We start from the raw sequence: 15,687 nt of genomic DNA, 5'->3' as shown, positions 1-15,687 counted from the left end.
CAATCCCAAGTAAGTCATAAGTAAATCCCAAGCAAGTCCCATAACTGACGGACGATAATAGGAACACGATGGGAGAACAAAAGTAAGTAAGAGAGAGACGCAACCTACACAAAACTGCTAATACAGGGATAGTAAAAAGCGATATAAACGGTGCTTTCTTAGTTGATGATTGGCCTCAATTGCCCATAGAACGGCAATTTAGAGGCAAATTGGGTAAAAGACAATGTGCTCAATTAAATGCAAAAAACGGGTTTTTCGCTGTTTTTTAAGAAATGCGCCAAGATTATCCAAATTTTAACATTTCGTATATACCTGTATATCAACACTTTGCGAAAAAGTTACAAAACAACACTAAAAAAAGTCTTAAAAAAAAGAACAACGTATTGAAAAAATGCCTACCTTTGCAACGTTTTAATAAACAAATGATTGTTTTACAGATTTAAAAAGCAAAGAAAAATGAAAAAATTGGTATTTATGTTCGTAGCTATTGCAGCTATCTCTTTCGCATCATGTGGTAACAAAGCTCAGACTGCTGAGGTTGACACCGATTCTGTAGCTGCTGTTGACAGCGTTGCTGACAGCACTGCAGTTGATAGCGTTGCAACTGATAGCGTAAACTAATTCGCTACGAATTGAGAGAAAAAGCCGCTAGACGAGAGTCTAGCGGCTTATTTTTTGTCCTTATGCAACAAAAGGGAAAAGTTCTACTTCACCTTTCCCCTACGTTCTAAACCATAAACATGATAATCACCTGAGCAATTATCACTCTTACAAACATACCGAGAGGATAAACCGAAGTATAGGCCACGGCAACATGTTCGCCCTCAATGGTCTCGTTGGCATAACCCAATGCCATGGGGTTTGCCATCGAACCACAGAGCAGACCACATATAGTACCGAAATCAAATTTCTTGGCCTTCAGGGCAATAATGCCTATGATAAGAAGTGGAAGCATAGTAAGCAATAGACCAACTCCTACCCACAGTAAACCTTCAGGACGTATGATGGTTGCAAGGAAATCCTTACCGGCAGCCAAGCCCAGACAGGCCAGATAAAGCGAAAGTCCCAACTTGCGCAACATGAGCGACGCCGACCGCGTAGTATAACTAATGAAATGTACACGAGGTCCCAAGGCACCTATCAAAATTCCCATAATAATCGGACCACCGGCAATTCCAAGTTTCACAGGAGTACTCATTCCTGGAATAGAAAACGGAATCATTCCTAAGGCAAGTCCCAACAGTAATCCGAAGAAGATGGCTCCGAGATTAGGTTCGTTGAGCACTTGTACTGCGTTACCTAAGAAAGCTTCTGCATGGTCAAGATTATCTGGAGTACCAACCACGGTCACTCGGTCACCATATTGCAAATGGAGAGCATCGGTAGCAAGCAGTTTGATATCGCCACGCATCACACGACTCACATTAACCCCATAAGTCTGTCGGATATGGAGTGAACCGAGCGTTCTACCATTGAGTTTTACTTGTGTCATGACAATTACACGACTCTCCACCGATGAATCTATAGAGTTCCAGTCTATCTGCTCCCTATTCCAGTCTTTCACTACGCGTTTACCAAAGAGAATATCCATGGCAGACACCTCATCACGTTTAGTCACCACAAGCACATTATCACCTATTTGTAATTCGGTAGAGGCAATAGGTACTATCACACGGTCTCCACGCCATATGCGCGAGATAATAAACTGACGGTGTGTCATCTGCGATATTTCAGCAATCGTTTTACACGAAATGGCAGGATTCACCACTTCATACTGCCCAACAAATGTCTGGTCTTCATCATCTTTATTATGAGGTTGCAAATCTTCCGGTTTGACAAAGAATTTTCGCAACAGAATCATAACAAATATCACACCAACCACACCAAGTGGATAGGTCACAGCGCAACCCAGTGCAGCACCACTATGCGACAGATGGGCATTGGAAAGTGCCTGTTGGGCTGCACCAAGTGCCGGAGTATTGGTGGTAGCACCACAGAGGAGTCCGACCATATCAGGTACTGAAATGGGTAATACCAGACATAACAATAGCGCCATGACCGTGCCAAGCGCAATTACTCCCATACTCCATATATTGAGTTTCGTACCTTCGTGACGCATCATACCAATAAAGTTGGGACCCACATGCAGTCCTAAGGCATAAACAAATAGCGACAAGCCGAATGTCTCAGCAAATGTCAGCATTTGTTCGTCAGCAGAAAAATGCAGGCTTCCTGCCACAATACCTATAAAAAACACAAAAGCCATGCCTAGCGAAATGCCTCTGATATGAATTTTACCAAGGGCAAGTCCTAAAGAGGTAATGAGCGACAGCACCACTACAGTCTGTACTGCTGAGTGTATAGTAAAAAGACTTTCAATCCATTCCATTTCTTGTTGTTCTTTTAACGAGTAGTTTTCTTATTTATTCTCTGTTTCTTGATATTCCATACGCTATTTTTCCCCCATATCTATTCTGCCTCACAATAATCAAGGCATGGGTGAAAAGAATTCTTATGCAAAGATAAACAAAAAGTTTGAATTACTCAACATTAAGCCTCAAAATACCAATAAGAACTGGTACGAATGAAAAAATAAACACAAACCCCAAATCGGTCATCAGAAAAAGTTGTCTTGCGAATTCTAACGATCGATTTGGGTTAAATTCAATCTAAAACTTCATATTCTCTTTTAAAAGAAATATGCCCAGAAAGAATTAGGGAGCAAGTTGGGAAGTTGCGATTTCTGTCCACTGTTGAGCAGTTTCATCACATTCTGAAAAGCATCCTGCGTCTGCTGACTAATCTTGTAGAGTTGCATCACCTCGGGTTCTGAGGCCGCTACCAACATCAATGCCTGCTCATAATAGGCAGGAATAGGTTCTCCGTGCGCATATTGTCGTTCAGCAATAACCTTAAAGGCTGGATAAAACTGATTACCGTCTTTATTGGCCAATAGAGCGCAAAGCAGCACATCTGCATATTTCCGTTCTGTCGGATAGCGGTCTGCCATAGCTACCATAGCTACCAGAAGATCAGCAGAATAGAATTGATCCAACCGTTGTTCATAGTCGGGCTTAGCATTTTTAATGGCTTCCAACTGCGGACGATGTTCTTCTGCCCATGACTTCATCACGGTCGAATGACTCAATATATCAAGGTATTTCTTTGCCAACGGATAGTTTTTTATTTCCAAATTGGTTACTGCCAATCGTCGAAGTACATTAAAACTGGTACCGAAGGTTGATAGTATCTGCTGTTGAAAACTCTGTCTAACAACCTCATTGGGCATATTCATCGAACGGAAAAACAGGCTATTGAAATGGCGGCAGAGCGGTTCGTCATGGTCTTTGAAGATAAAGTCATCCGCAGATGTCACGCCATAGAGGAACATCTCTTTGTTCAAACGTCCCTTCTCTATCAAAGCCAGTAAGGCAAATCGTCTGGCTATAAAACTCTCTTGTGCAACCCCAGGAGGTGTAAGTTCCAGTATTTCATCCCATTGCCGGTCTTCTGCAAGACATTCCAACTGACAATAGAACGCATGTATATTGTTGGATTTATCTTTATAACCAAGTTGATAGACCGAAGCCAATAAGAGCATTAACGTGGCCACCACAGCCACATAACCATTCGAGATAAATGACGGAAAATGGAATATTCTGCGATTTTTTAGTGTTAGGATGAATACTATCAAGGCTACGCCCCATGAAACCAATACGGCAGTAAGTGTCTTGTCCAATTCATTATCCCAGAACTGGCTGCCCACAACATAGACCACAGGAATCATGGCTATCCACAAGAGTTTACGCGATTCCTTGAAAAGGCGCACCACAACAATAGCTGCAGCCAGAAACACCATGACAGGAAGCAATGCCTGAACAGTAGCACCTACTACTGGATAATAATAGAACTGCATCAGCCAGGCTCCAACAACCTTCAACACGTCTCCTGGCATTACCGCACCAAGGAATATCATGTCAGACGAAGAACTATAGAATGTATAATTCTCCATCCATTTCAGGACATAATAAAAATTATTATACCATACGAGCCAAAGGCTTACAAAGAGAGCAAGGGCAGACAAAGCCATTGCCACAGATGTTGATATCTTGGGAATTTTCATCATTGTATCAGTTTATCGGGACAACGAAATAGTTCTACTACCTCTTGGGGCATATCCACCCTGCCATCCACAAAGTCAGGAATATTATATGATTTCAATCGCAGCGTATTGCTGCGCGGATCTTTCTGTGGCAACAAGAAAGGCTTGTGTGCCTTGCCATTAGCATCGAGGTAACCGAAATATACACGAGTATAACGACCATCAAGACGCCGGCTGGCAATCATTGCCCATCTGCCATTGGCAGACCACGCATGATAGCTATCTGTCTGATCCTTTGCATTCCACGCATCCACATTCACAGGTTTACCCGTCGTTAAATCTATCATTTTCAGGTCAGCCTCGTTGTGCCAAATAGGAAATGTGCCATAGTCCGCCAAAGTAAACAACAGGTATCGACCATCGGGAGAGATTCGTGGGAACGAAGCACTTCCTCCTTCCATACGTGCATTATATAAGGTATCGACCTGTTCTCCCAACAGTCCTGTTTGACTGTCGAAAGCCACGCGCAGGATAGAATAATGCATCTCCTTGCGCTCATCAGGAAGTTTCTTGGCAGGTGCCGAACAGAAATAGAGCCACTTACCATCGGGTGACCAAGCAGGGAAGGTCTCCATTCTTTCTTCATTGAGAAAACGATTGTCTGCAGTCACCTGATTCTCTTTAGTATCATACAATATCAAGTCTGAGGCACGGTCATAGACTTCCAGTGGCTGACGCCCCTGACCGAAGAAGGTTTGGTTGGTGGTGTTCGATGAAAAAGCGATGTATCTGCCTTCGGGATGCCATGCAGGATAGACAGCACCTTTCTGTGGTCCCATTTTCTTTGGATCCACCTTTTTCAGTTGCCCCTGATCAAGAATTATTGTGCCACCATTCTCTCCACGGGCATGAAACATCATGCGCTTCGCTGAGCGTCGGTCAAAATGATGACAGTTGATGCAAGCACTCGTTGTAGTTTTATTAGATACGATCTCGCGCTCACAAAAACTACCAAGCTCACGTTGGTAGATGCCCATGAATTGCCATGCTTCATACCCCGGTTCTATCAGTCGATAGGCAATCCAAGGATCAATACTATCCTTTGCCACAGAAATATTAAATGGACGATAACCGATACCATCTGGATGCTTTTCATCCCAGACAGCCACCTCTACCTGCATTTTCTTTCCAACAGTCTGTTGTAACAGGTGTTGCCAGTCGTCTTCGGGAATATCAATAACTTCGTCGCCATACACAGCCAATAATTCCTGTTCCGCCACAAGGAAACGCGCCTGAATATGTTCAGCTCCTTCTATCATGAAGTTGAGTGGTGCGATATTTGATGGAATAGTCACATCAGTATAATCGGGAAAAATGCCGGGCAGCGCTTGGCTTTGTTTTGCAGGTTTACGCATACCGCCACACCCCATTAGGAATAGCAGGAAGCAACAAGCCCCCACCCCAATAATCATTTGTTTTAAATCATTCATCTATCCATAGTTTTAGACATGCAAAGATACTCAATTTTTGTCAGATAAGAGCATCTTTACACCATAAAAATAGATAAACAAACGAGGACCGTGCCAGAGACACAGTCCTCGTGCCGGATAAACACGTTATCCTTGAAGTATTAATAAAAACTAGTTTCTTATTCTACGGTGCCTTTGCCAGCCAGACCGTCAGCATAACCAGCATAGCAATGTTTGCGGTTGTAGTTGCTGTCCCAAAGTCCAACAGGCTCGCCTGGACGCCATCCACTGTTGGCAGGAGCATCGGTAATACACCAGTTGGTGATACCGTATTGCTGTGCTTCAGGCACATACTTGAAGTATGCTGCAATAACATTCTTGTAGTATTCAGACATCTCTCTGTGTTGCTCATCAGTAAGATCCTGTGTCTTCAGCTTGTTACCGTCTGCATCCACATAACCCAGATCAAGTTCAGAGATCTTCACGAGTTTACCTGAAGCTGCAAGGATTTCGAACATCTTCACAATGTGCTGGAACTTCGAGTTGCGTGTAGCCTCGTTAGCATAGTAAGAGATGTGCATCTGCGTACCGATACCATCAATCTTAGTACCGTCCTTCTCCCATTCCTCAATCCACTTCACGAGCGAATTAGCCTTCATATTATCATCCCAATCAGACTCGAGATTATAGTCGTTGATGAAGAGTTTCAGTTCACCTTCACCACCATTCTCAGCGAAGCGCTGACGAGCCAGTTTCACAGCGGTGCGCACATAGTCAACATCACCGAGGTAATCCTGCCAATAGAAGTTGTTGGCAGCATCTTTCTCGCTCACTGTACCACGAGTAGCCGACTGCAAGTCATACTTGCCATCACCATCAAGGTCATCACCAGCAAGAGGCTCATTGACAACGTCCCATGATGTAACATAGCCGTTGGTTGCCTTCATCATACCAGTAATCCACTGATCCATAGCCCAAGTCAAGGTATCCTTCTTCTCTTCATCGGTGAGTTCAATCTTGTTGGTTTTCTCCATTACGCCCCAATGTACGTCAGCGAAATAGTAGTCAACAGCGTGATCAACCTTACCTATGTTGAGATTGAAGGCAATGGAGTGCATGGGGTTAGCATCTGTAACCTGTGAGGGGATGGTTCCTGTCATCTCATACTTCTGCCACTTGGTAGTAAAGTTGGGATTGGCAGGGAGACAAGCCCAGTGGATATAACCGCCAGGAGCACCGTGACACTGAGTAGCAGAACCGATGTTCTCGGAAGCCTTGTAGTAGAATGAAATCTTATATTGGTCACCAGCCTTCCAATTTATCTTTGGAGTATAGATGAAGAACTGAGTATCCCATTCATTTGCAGCATTAGCATTACCATGGATTACGATGCAGTTCTTACCTTCTGGACCTCCGGCAACAGCTGTTGGAGTGAATTGCCCTTTACCTGCTTCAGCCACCACAAAGTTATCCATTGACTTACCGCTTTCCATTGCGCCATTGGTGATATAGTCTTTGAAGACTTCCATTACAGGAGATTCAGAGTGAGTAATCTGAACGTTCTTGATATAGATGGAACCTACAAACTGACCAGTCTGACAGAGAACAAATCCACCATCGGCAGTGGCCACAAACTCTTTCTCAAACTCTTTCCATTCTGTATCGAAACCGAAAGAGCCTTCTGCGCGACCACCCCAGCCGCCAACGCCCCAACTCATGGTACCTTGACCAGTAGCCTTGATAGTCATCTTCAACTTATAGGTATTACCAGCAACAGTGGGCAGACCATCAGCCACATGATACTGAACCATCCAGTTGTCAATAGCTTTAGCGTTGTCAATCTGAAGAGCACCTTCTACGGTGTTAACCTTGATATTGGCCTTTACCTCATCTGGAGCCCAGAAATAATAGCCAGGGGCAGTACTCCAATCTTTCTCATAGTCAATCTTATCAACCTTAGCATCTGGATCCACCTCAATTTCCTTGGCAGCTATAATACCATTGAGATAGTTATTGTTCTGTTGTGAGTGCCAAGCCAGCGTATGACCATAGATGGTAATACCATTTTCTTTAGCGTTGTTGACAAAGGCTTCAACGGCACCGAAGTCCATTTTGCCATCATCTTTCACACATGAAGCGTACTTCATAGCGTTGCCCGCAGTCATCTCGTCATAGTTAGAGTTGGCCAAACGGGTCACCAGACCGTCAGCATTATAGTCAGAGGCAGCCAAAGCCACACCCAACTTGAAGTTGGGGTGCTCTGAACGGTTGACGTATGTTTTTAATGCGTCGTAGTCTGCAAGATATTCCATGCCTGCAATAGAGGCTGGTTTTTCGAAAGCATAGCCCAGCTTGTCGTCATCGACACACGAAGTGGCGAGAGCGGCAGTAGCCAGCAGCATTGCTCCTAAAATCTTGTTTGAATGTTTCATACTTTTGTTATTGTTTAAATCAGAAACCTAATTACTTTTCGAAGGCGAACCAATCGGATTTCACACCACGGTCGCGAACAACTAATGTATCCTTGGTAGCACACTTGATGCCGCTATACTCAACGGTGTAGTCAAGATAGAGCACATCGCGGTCTTTACCACCCCAACTGTTCTTATCACCTTTATCAGCATACTGACCTGTACCAGTAGCAGTTACACCTTCTACATTCGACGATACGGTACAAGTACCGTTGCCATCGAAGTCGAGTTTCAACAAGCAATCAATATTGTTGCCGGCATTATCCTTTGCAGGACGATCCCACTGTACACTATTGATACCAAGAGTCTTAAACTGGTTGAGCACTACTTCGTCCTTCTCTACGAATCCAGCATGACGTACAACTGTTCTACCGTCAGCGTAGTTATCAACACCACGACGCAGATAGTTTGACTGGTACTTGCTGATATATTTCACAGCATAGAGCACGTAGTTCTTTGGAGCCACATCCCAGTCACCAAGGTTGGTTATTGAAGGATTCTCAATACCTTCTTTGGGTTTACCAGAGAGGATACTGTCAACACCCACAGCGCTAACCATCTTCACAGGAATCACGTAGTTGAGTTCAGTAGCTTTAGGATCGTTGAAGAAATCATCGGTCAACTGTACAGTCACACCACCGATCACCTTACCTTTAGGGATAACGATCTGATTGGCAGCAAGTTTATAATAGTTGGAAGGCATAGCCACTACAGGCTGATCTGTGCCCTTGAACTTCATACCGTCGCAAAGCGAGTTGTCAACAGCAATCTGGATAATCACATCGTTTTTGTTGTCATACACACCACCCATTGTGGCAATGATCTGACACTGGTGGTTATTGTCCAGTTTGGTATCATACTCAGGATCTTCACCCAGAGTAATGGTACGGATAGGGTTCTGTTCCCCCTGATAAGCGAAATAAGTTGTCGAATATTCGAAATCGGGGAAATCCCAATCGCCATTCTCACAAGAAGTAGAGGCAAGAGCCAGAACCCCAAGGGCAACCATCGCTTTGATATTATTCATTTTCATTGTTTTTCAGTTTTTATTAATAATGTCATTGATTACCAGCCCTTATTCTGTTGGAGCTGATCATATTTCAGGGTCTCACTGTAAGGGATAGGACCCCAGTACATATAGTCTTTGTATGAACGTGTTTCTACGTCAACCACCTCATAGTGTGCGGGGTCGCCAGTAATCTTCATACCTTTGACAGTCTCATTCAAGTCTGCCTTCCAACGACGGAGATCCCAGAAACGGAATCCTTCGAAGCAGAGTTCTATACGACGCTCGTTGTGAATCAGTTCACGCATCTTATCTTTATCGGCAGCACATTCGTTCAGATAGGGGTCGTCAACGTTGGCACAGATGCCTGCACGTTCACGGATAGCCTTCATCACATCGTATGCTGAGAAGCCCATACGACTGTCTCTTGGTCCCCATGCCTCATTGGCAGCCTCAGCAAATCCGAGGAAGAATTCTGTGAAGCGCATGAGTGGTTTGATGTGGTGTTTACCCTGCTTTGAAGTAGGATTACAGTTTACATCACCATTGAGAAGTTTACGCATGTAGTATCCAGTACGTGTTGACTCACCATCCTTCTTGTCCATAGCATTGTTGTCAGTACCATCGAAAGCAGTAACGATTTCCTTGCCACCAAACTTAGACTTGTTCAGCACAATGAACTTAGCCAAACGTGGGTCGCGGTCTGCGTATGGATTCTGAGCATCATAGTTTGCTGCAGCAGCGCTGATGGGATAACCGTTTGCCATGGGGAAAGCATCGACGAGGTTCTGTGAAGGATTGATACGACCTTTACCAAACATAGTTGGTGGGAAGTTATTCTCCTCCATGCCAGAGCTTTCGCCAGCATTAGTACGCCAGAGCCATTCATTAGTATTCTGACCATTAGCGAGGTTCTTCAGAGCGTCGGCATTGGTAAACCAGTCATCACCCTTAGGATCGAGTTGTGAGACAGGATTAGAACCTAAATATTTGCAAACGTCAGCCATAGCCTTGGCAGCTTGTTCCCAGGTCACACCAGAACCTTCTGCAAAAGCAGGACTGGCTGCCAAGAGGTAAGCCTGTGCACGTACAGCTTTAGCAATGCGTGCGCTCATACGGTTCTTTGCAGTCACACCAAACACACGGTTGTACTGCGAAGCAGCAGCACCGAGTTGCTGGTATTTGGCAGGCACATCACCATCAGCATTGACGTCACCATATTCTTCAGGCAGCAATTCCACAGCCTTATTCACGTCGGCATCAATCTGAGCGATACACTCTTGGAATGTGTTACGTGGATAGTTGAACTGTGAATTCACATTCTCAGGCTCAGTCAGAATGGGCACACCCAGCAGTTTGCCATCTTCTGTCCATCCAGCGTGAGCACGGAGCAGGTGATAGATATAGAGGGCGCGCATACCATAGGCATCACCTTGGAAACGCATCTTATAGAGTTTTGACGAAACTTCGTCAGCTGCCCAAGTCACGTCCTCAGAAGTTTTGAGGAACAGGTTGATATACTGCATAGAGGCACGCAGATGCTGCCACTGGTCGAGAGGATTATTGTCCTTGCGCCATGCACCGCCTGCAATTTTACGGAATCCGTTGTTCACATCGTTTGAAACAGCATCGTCCGTAGCGGTTTCCGACCAAGGATAGCTCTCACCACCGTTACCCAAAGGATTGCTGATATAGGCATGTGCCAACAGTCCGGCAGCCCATGAAGGCATTTCCTTCAGGTCTTCCTCGCCTTTAAAGTTCTCTGGAGCTGGATTGAACAAGTCATCACAGCTGGTCAACGAGAGCATCAAAGGAGCTATCATTGTTGAAAGTATTGCTACTTTTTTGAATGTTTTCATTTTTCTTTGATTTATGAGTTACTAATTAGAACGAAGCTCTGAAACCAATGTTGTAAGAGCGCATCTGAGGTGCACCACCGATGTTGGTTTCCAGAATCTTACGCTCCTTGGCAATGGTCAGCAGGTTGCTTCCACCCACATAAACGTCGATACCACGTACGAACGAACCTTCGAAGAGGTTGCTTGGAAGTGCGTATGTAATCTGTACGCGCGAGAGGTTGAAGCGATCAGTGCTGTACATCCAGAAGTCTGAATAGCGGAAGTTGTTGTCACCATTGGTAGTGGTCAGACGTGGATAAGTGGCAGTAGCAGCAGTCTCGGGAGTCCAAGCGTTGCGAACTACCTCAGAGTACTTACCTGTACCACGAACCCACCAGTAAGAGTCGCTCTTCATGGCATGGCCACCCAACCAGAGGTTACCCATTGCAAAGAAGGTGAAGTTCTTCCACTTAGCAGTAAGGTTCAGACCCATGCGGAATGGAGTGTCCCAACGTCCGAGGAATACGCGGTCGTTATCATCAATCTTACCGTCGTTGTTCATATCAACATACTTGATATCACCAGGTTTTACCTCACCGAAGGTCTGCTCAGGAGCTGCATCGATTTCTTCCTGTGAGTTGAAGAAACCATCGCTCTTCAAGCCCCAAAGTCCGTTGAGCGGACGACCAATAGCTGAGAGATAATCAAACTCTATGTTCTCGTCGCGCTTGTCGGCAGTACTCTTATACCATGTACCGCTTACACCGAGGCTCAAATCCACTTCACCGATCTTCTTGTTTCCATATACACTGAAGTCAACACCAATACGTTTGTCAATGTTGTAGTTCACATAAGGAATAATAGAAGAGGTAGGATAACCAGTCTGTGTGAAGTAGTTCGGGAAGAGCGAAGTAGCACGTGTCAACATACCATCCATCTTGCTGGTGAAGAAGTTCACGTCAAAAGTGATAAGTTTGTCGAGCAACGAACCGCGGAGACCTACAGAGAACTCCTTACGCTTTACGAAGCCCATGTCATAGTTGTCACCACGCTGGAACTCAGTAGCAGCACCGCCTTCGAGGTCACCCCATGAATACCATCCACCAGTCTGTAAGATGGTCTTATACATGAAGTATCCGTCTTCGTTATCGCTGGCAGTGATGTCGATATCCTGGTTGATGATACCACCAGATACGTTCACCATCAAATCATCTACGAAAGTATCTTTCAGCACATCCTTAGTAGGACGCCATCCCAAAGTCACTGTGGGAGAGATTGCAGCACGGTTGCCTGCAGGCAACTTGGTTGAATATGGCATAGCAGCGCTGAAGTCAAAATAGTAAGTGTGGTCGTAGTTATACGACAACTGCAAGCCGAGGTTGGCATTGGTAGTGCGATGGTAGTGACCATTGCGCTGAGTCTGCCAAGCATTGGCGAGTGCCATAGCGAACACGTTATGTACGCCATCAAATGTACGAGCCCAATCAAACTGTCCGCTTACATTATAAGTATAGCGGTAAGAAGAATCGCTGATATACTGCTGACCGGTCTTCTTGTCTTCACCATACTGGGTGATGCTACCAATCATGTCAGGACCGTTATAGTTAGTCCAAGTTGGTGAGAAGGTAGCATAGCTGTTGCTATAACCCTGGTTGTAGGTAGAAGCATAGTCGATACCGTATTTAGCACGGAACATCAGACCCTGTGTCAGTGCAGCGAGATTTATGTCAAACTCAGTATTGAACTGGAACTGACGACTTACAAACTTGTTGTCACCTGCTGCGAAAGCATCAGCATAAGGGTTGGTGGGGTTCGACTGTGTACCACCGAAGAAGAATCCATTTTGCAGGTAGTTACTATTCATCACCGAACCGAGCGATACTTTGTCGGTTGACTCGATGAAACTGATGGGAATCAATGGAGAAACGAGATGTGGACGCAATGTAGCGGCCTGTCCCCACCAATCAGTCTTTGCAGCAAATGCATCGTAGAAAGTCACATTAGCATCGGCCTTAGCAGACAACCAGTCGTTGAATTTCACGTCCATGTTACCACGCACGAAGAAACGGCTGGTAAAGTTGTCCTTGGTATTACCCACCTTCAACAGTTCGTTGTTGCGATAGTAACCTAAAGTAGTGTAGTACTTCACACGCTCTGTACCACCGGTAACTTCGACGATTCCCTCATAGCGAGTGGTGAAGTCACGACGATACTGGCTATCGTACATATCAAAGTTAGGATAACGGTATGGATTCTTTCCAGAAGCGAAGTTATAGATTTCCTCGTCTGAATAGTTCTTATCATAACCGTCATTGATACGAGCTTGGTTATAGTAACTCATATATTCAGCAGATCCCAGATACTTGGGGAACGAGATGGGAGTACCAATACTCATGTCAGCATGTGCGTTGATACGGAGGTCGCCCATCTGTCCGCGCTTGGTAGTAATCTGCAACACACCCTTAGCAGCACGTGGTCCGTAGAGCACTACGGCAGCCGAACCTTTAAGCAGGGTAACTTGGTCTATTTCCTGTGGAAGCACGTTGTTGGCATCGCGAACCATTCCATCTACCACAACGAGATAGTCGCCATATCCCCAGAGACCGCCATTGACACCGCCGACCACGTTTTCGATATACTCGATACTGCTGGTGGCATAGTTCTTTTTGGCCATCTCCTTCATGTCTATTACCGACACACCGCCCATAAGGTCTTGTTTATCGACAGCGCGGAATGCCACTTGCACCTTGTCGAGCGTATCGGTCTCGGCTTCTTGGGCATAAACACCTGTTGAGCCTGCAACCAAAGCTGCACACAACGCAAGTCCTTTATATATATGTCTCATTTGTTATTCTGTTTAATCATTAATATTACCATTACCAACCAGGATTCTGGCCGAATTCAGGATACATCGTAACATCATCGATACGGAATGGCAACCAATAGTGCTTAGCCGAAAGCTTACGTGTCACGAGAACTTCCTGTTCAAAGTTGACCACAGCATTGTCCTTTGGTGCATTACCATCGAAGGGCACACTTGGATCACGGTCAAATGTCTGCTTGGTCTTGATAGTGTAAGGATAAACGGTGAGGAGTTTCCAACGACGGAGGTCATTGAAGCGATGGCCTTCGAAAGCCAACTCTACAGCACGCTCACGGCGAACTTCGCTCATGAACTTATCTACACTTGCGGTAAAGTTTGGTGCTACATGATCAACACCTGCACGGTCACGGATCACATTGATAGCATCCTCGGCAGAGAGATTGCATCCACTGGCTTTCGCTGTGGCACTTCCATAACCCTCTGCAGTAGCCTCTGCATAGAGCAGATAAACCTCTGCCAAACGCAGCCATGAGAGGTGCATGTGGAATCCCCAACCATAATCGTTATCAGCCAAGTTAGCACCGATGGGTATAAACTTATAGTTCAGATAACCAGTACGTGAGGTTGACTTCGGGTCGTTCACGCCATTACCACCATTATAGAAGTTGGCAAACTCGTAAGGACCATACTTGTCTTTATCGGCAGCCACGTTTTTGATCATCTTCACACCATCATAGACAATGTCGTGATAGAAACGTGGGTCGCGGCCTTTCCAAGGATGATGCTCATCGAAACCAGAAGCAGCGTTGACAGTTCCATCTTCGTTATAAAGAGGTTGTCCGTTAGCCATACCATAGTAGTTTACATAGTTAGCAGTAGGACAGAGAATGATACCGTCACCGTTACAGATAGCAGAGATCTGGTATGAGTTCATCTGGCGCCAGTATGAGTCAGCACCGAATGAAGGGCTACGCATGATAGCTTCGGTAGAACCAGGCATCAAGAAGTCCTTACGCTCATAGAACAGTTTGCTGTAGTCAGCAAAGTCAACAAGTTTATACTGGCACTGGCCTTTATCCACCATAGAGATCACTTCACCGAGCGCATCGGCAGCAATTTTACAGTAGTTGGCATCATAAGTGCGCAAATCGTTGTCTGTTCCATTGACCATCAGTGGGCTACCGGCATAGAGGGCAGCTTTACCAAGATATGAGAGTGCCCAGATCTTGTTAGGACGGAAGATGTTGTTACCCTTGGTAGGACGACCAGTATCGGTATCATCCCAATTGACAGGCAACAGTTTAGCGGCTTCACGGAAGTCTGCAATCATGTGGTCTGCACACTCCTGATAGCTCATACGTGGAAGTCTGAACTGCTCCTGTGGATTGAGAGGTTCAGTCATGTAAGGCAGACCTCCCCAATAGGTAGTCAGTTCGAAATAGAACCATGCACGGAAGAAGAGCAACTGACCTTTGATAAAATTGCGTTGTTCCTGAGTAGCATCAGTGAGCATACCATCTTCAAGGGCCTTCAGACCGATGTTTGCCTGACGGATGGCATACCATCCACCACCCCAGAGTGACTTCTTGAAACGGTCGTCTTGGTTGGAACCCTGATCAATAGACCAGTCACGGTCCAAGAAAGTACTACCGTTTTTACCCGAACCGTAAAGGAAGTCGCGGTATGAACCTTTATCAACTGAGTAGCCAGCCAGATATTCGCCGGCACCGGTAGTGATGATTTCATCTTCTCCCCAGTTGAATGAGCTTACCCAGTAGTGCTTGGCAACATCGGGGATGACGTTATACATCACCTCGACATATCCCTGGAAATTCTTGAAGTTCTTGAAGGCGTCTTCTTTCGACAACACGGTCTGCTCATCACGATCCAGATAATCGGTACATGAGCTGAGTCCGAGTGTCATGCAGAAAAGTGCACCAAGAACATATATAAATGTTTTCTTCATTTTCTTTGCGT

General features: G+C 45.3%; 9 protein-coding genes. 1 reads left to right on the top strand and 8 read right to left on the bottom strand.

Annotation, left to right across the window (positions count from 1 at the left end):
* Nucleotides 1–456: 456 nt before the first annotated feature.
* Nucleotides 457–621, top strand: coding sequence for a hypothetical protein (locus CIK90_RS14335; RefSeq protein ID WP_173815123.1), 165 nt, complete (start codon nt 457–459; stop codon nt 619–621).
* 106 nt (nt 622–727) lie between these two features.
* Here CIK90_RS14335 and CIK90_RS10465 read toward each other — a convergent pair whose 3' ends face one another.
* The 8 genes from CIK90_RS10465 to CIK90_RS10430 form a co-directional block, all read right to left on the bottom strand.
* On the bottom strand, nt 728–2,389 hold the full coding sequence (locus CIK90_RS10465; protein ID WP_094465269.1) for a putative transporter: 1,662 nt from the start codon (nt 2,387–2,389) through the stop codon (nt 728–730).
* Between the two features lie 300 nt (nt 2,390–2,689).
* Entirely contained in the window at nt 2,690–4,126 is a 1,437-nt protein-coding gene (locus CIK90_RS10460) for a DUF6057 family protein (protein ID WP_094465267.1), read from the bottom strand.
* A complete protein-coding gene (locus CIK90_RS10455) occupies nt 4,123–5,592 on the bottom strand; it encodes a PD40 domain-containing protein (protein WP_094465265.1) in 1,470 nt (489 codons plus the stop codon). Before CIK90_RS10455 ends, CIK90_RS10460 begins: the two co-directional genes overlap by 4 nt.
* A gap of 158 nt (nt 5,593–5,750) precedes the next feature.
* The gene (locus CIK90_RS10450) at nt 5,751–8,003 is read right to left on the bottom strand and encodes an endo-1,4-beta-xylanase (protein WP_094465263.1); all 2,253 of its coding nucleotides are present in this window, start codon (nt 8,001–8,003) and stop codon (nt 5,751–5,753) included.
* 31 nt (nt 8,004–8,034) lie between these two features.
* A complete protein-coding gene (locus tag CIK90_RS10445; RefSeq protein WP_094390582.1) occupies nt 8,035–9,075 on the bottom strand; it encodes a DUF5627 domain-containing protein in 1,041 nt (346 codons plus the stop codon).
* 32 nt (nt 9,076–9,107) lie between these two features.
* Nucleotides 9,108–10,907 (bottom strand): RagB/SusD family nutrient uptake outer membrane protein, encoded by a 1,800-nt coding sequence (locus CIK90_RS10440; RefSeq protein ID WP_094440344.1) that lies wholly within the window; start codon nt 10,905–10,907, stop codon nt 9,108–9,110.
* Nucleotides 10,908–10,932: 25 nt separating this feature from the next.
* Complete coding sequence (locus CIK90_RS10435; RefSeq protein ID WP_094390584.1) at nt 10,933–13,731, bottom strand: SusC/RagA family TonB-linked outer membrane protein; 2,799 nt, start codon at nt 13,729–13,731, stop codon at nt 10,933–10,935.
* 31 nt (nt 13,732–13,762) lie between these two features.
* Nucleotides 13,763–15,676 (bottom strand): RagB/SusD family nutrient uptake outer membrane protein, encoded by a 1,914-nt coding sequence (locus CIK90_RS10430; protein ID WP_094465261.1) that lies wholly within the window; start codon nt 15,674–15,676, stop codon nt 13,763–13,765.
* Between the last annotated feature and the right edge of the window lie 11 nt (nt 15,677–15,687).

Source organism: Prevotella sp. P5-126, assembly GCF_002251185.1.
GTDB lineage: Bacteria > Bacteroidota > Bacteroidia > Bacteroidales > Bacteroidaceae > Prevotella.
This window is presented reverse-complemented; position numbering and strand designations above follow the sequence as displayed.

Bases quoted from the DNA above. Each gene is read 5' to 3' on its own strand.
- CIK90_RS14335 (WP_173815123.1), top strand. From the start codon at position 457: ATGAAAAAATTGGTATTTATGTTCGTAGCTATTGCAGCTATCTCTTTC.
- CIK90_RS10465 (WP_094465269.1), bottom strand. From the start codon at position 2,389: ATGGAATGGATTGAAAGTCTTTTTACTATACACTCAGCAGTACAGACT.
- CIK90_RS10460 (WP_094465267.1), bottom strand. From the start codon at position 4,126: ATGATGAAAATTCCCAAGATATCAACATCTGTGGCAATGGCTTTGTCT.
- CIK90_RS10455 (WP_094465265.1), bottom strand. From the start codon at position 5,592: ATGAATGATTTAAAACAAATGATTATTGGGGTGGGGGCTTGTTGCTTC.
- CIK90_RS10450 (WP_094465263.1), bottom strand. From the start codon at position 8,003: ATGAAACATTCAAACAAGATTTTAGGAGCAATGCTGCTGGCTACTGCC.
- CIK90_RS10445 (WP_094390582.1), bottom strand. From the start codon at position 9,075: ATGAAAATGAATAATATCAAAGCGATGGTTGCCCTTGGGGTTCTGGCT.
- CIK90_RS10440 (WP_094440344.1), bottom strand. From the start codon at position 10,907: ATGAAAACATTCAAAAAAGTAGCAATACTTTCAACAATGATAGCTCCT.
- CIK90_RS10435 (WP_094390584.1), bottom strand. From the start codon at position 13,731: ATGAGACATATATATAAAGGACTTGCGTTGTGTGCAGCTTTGGTTGCA.
- CIK90_RS10430 (WP_094465261.1), bottom strand. From the start codon at position 15,676: ATGAAGAAAACATTTATATATGTTCTTGGTGCACTTTTCTGCATGACA.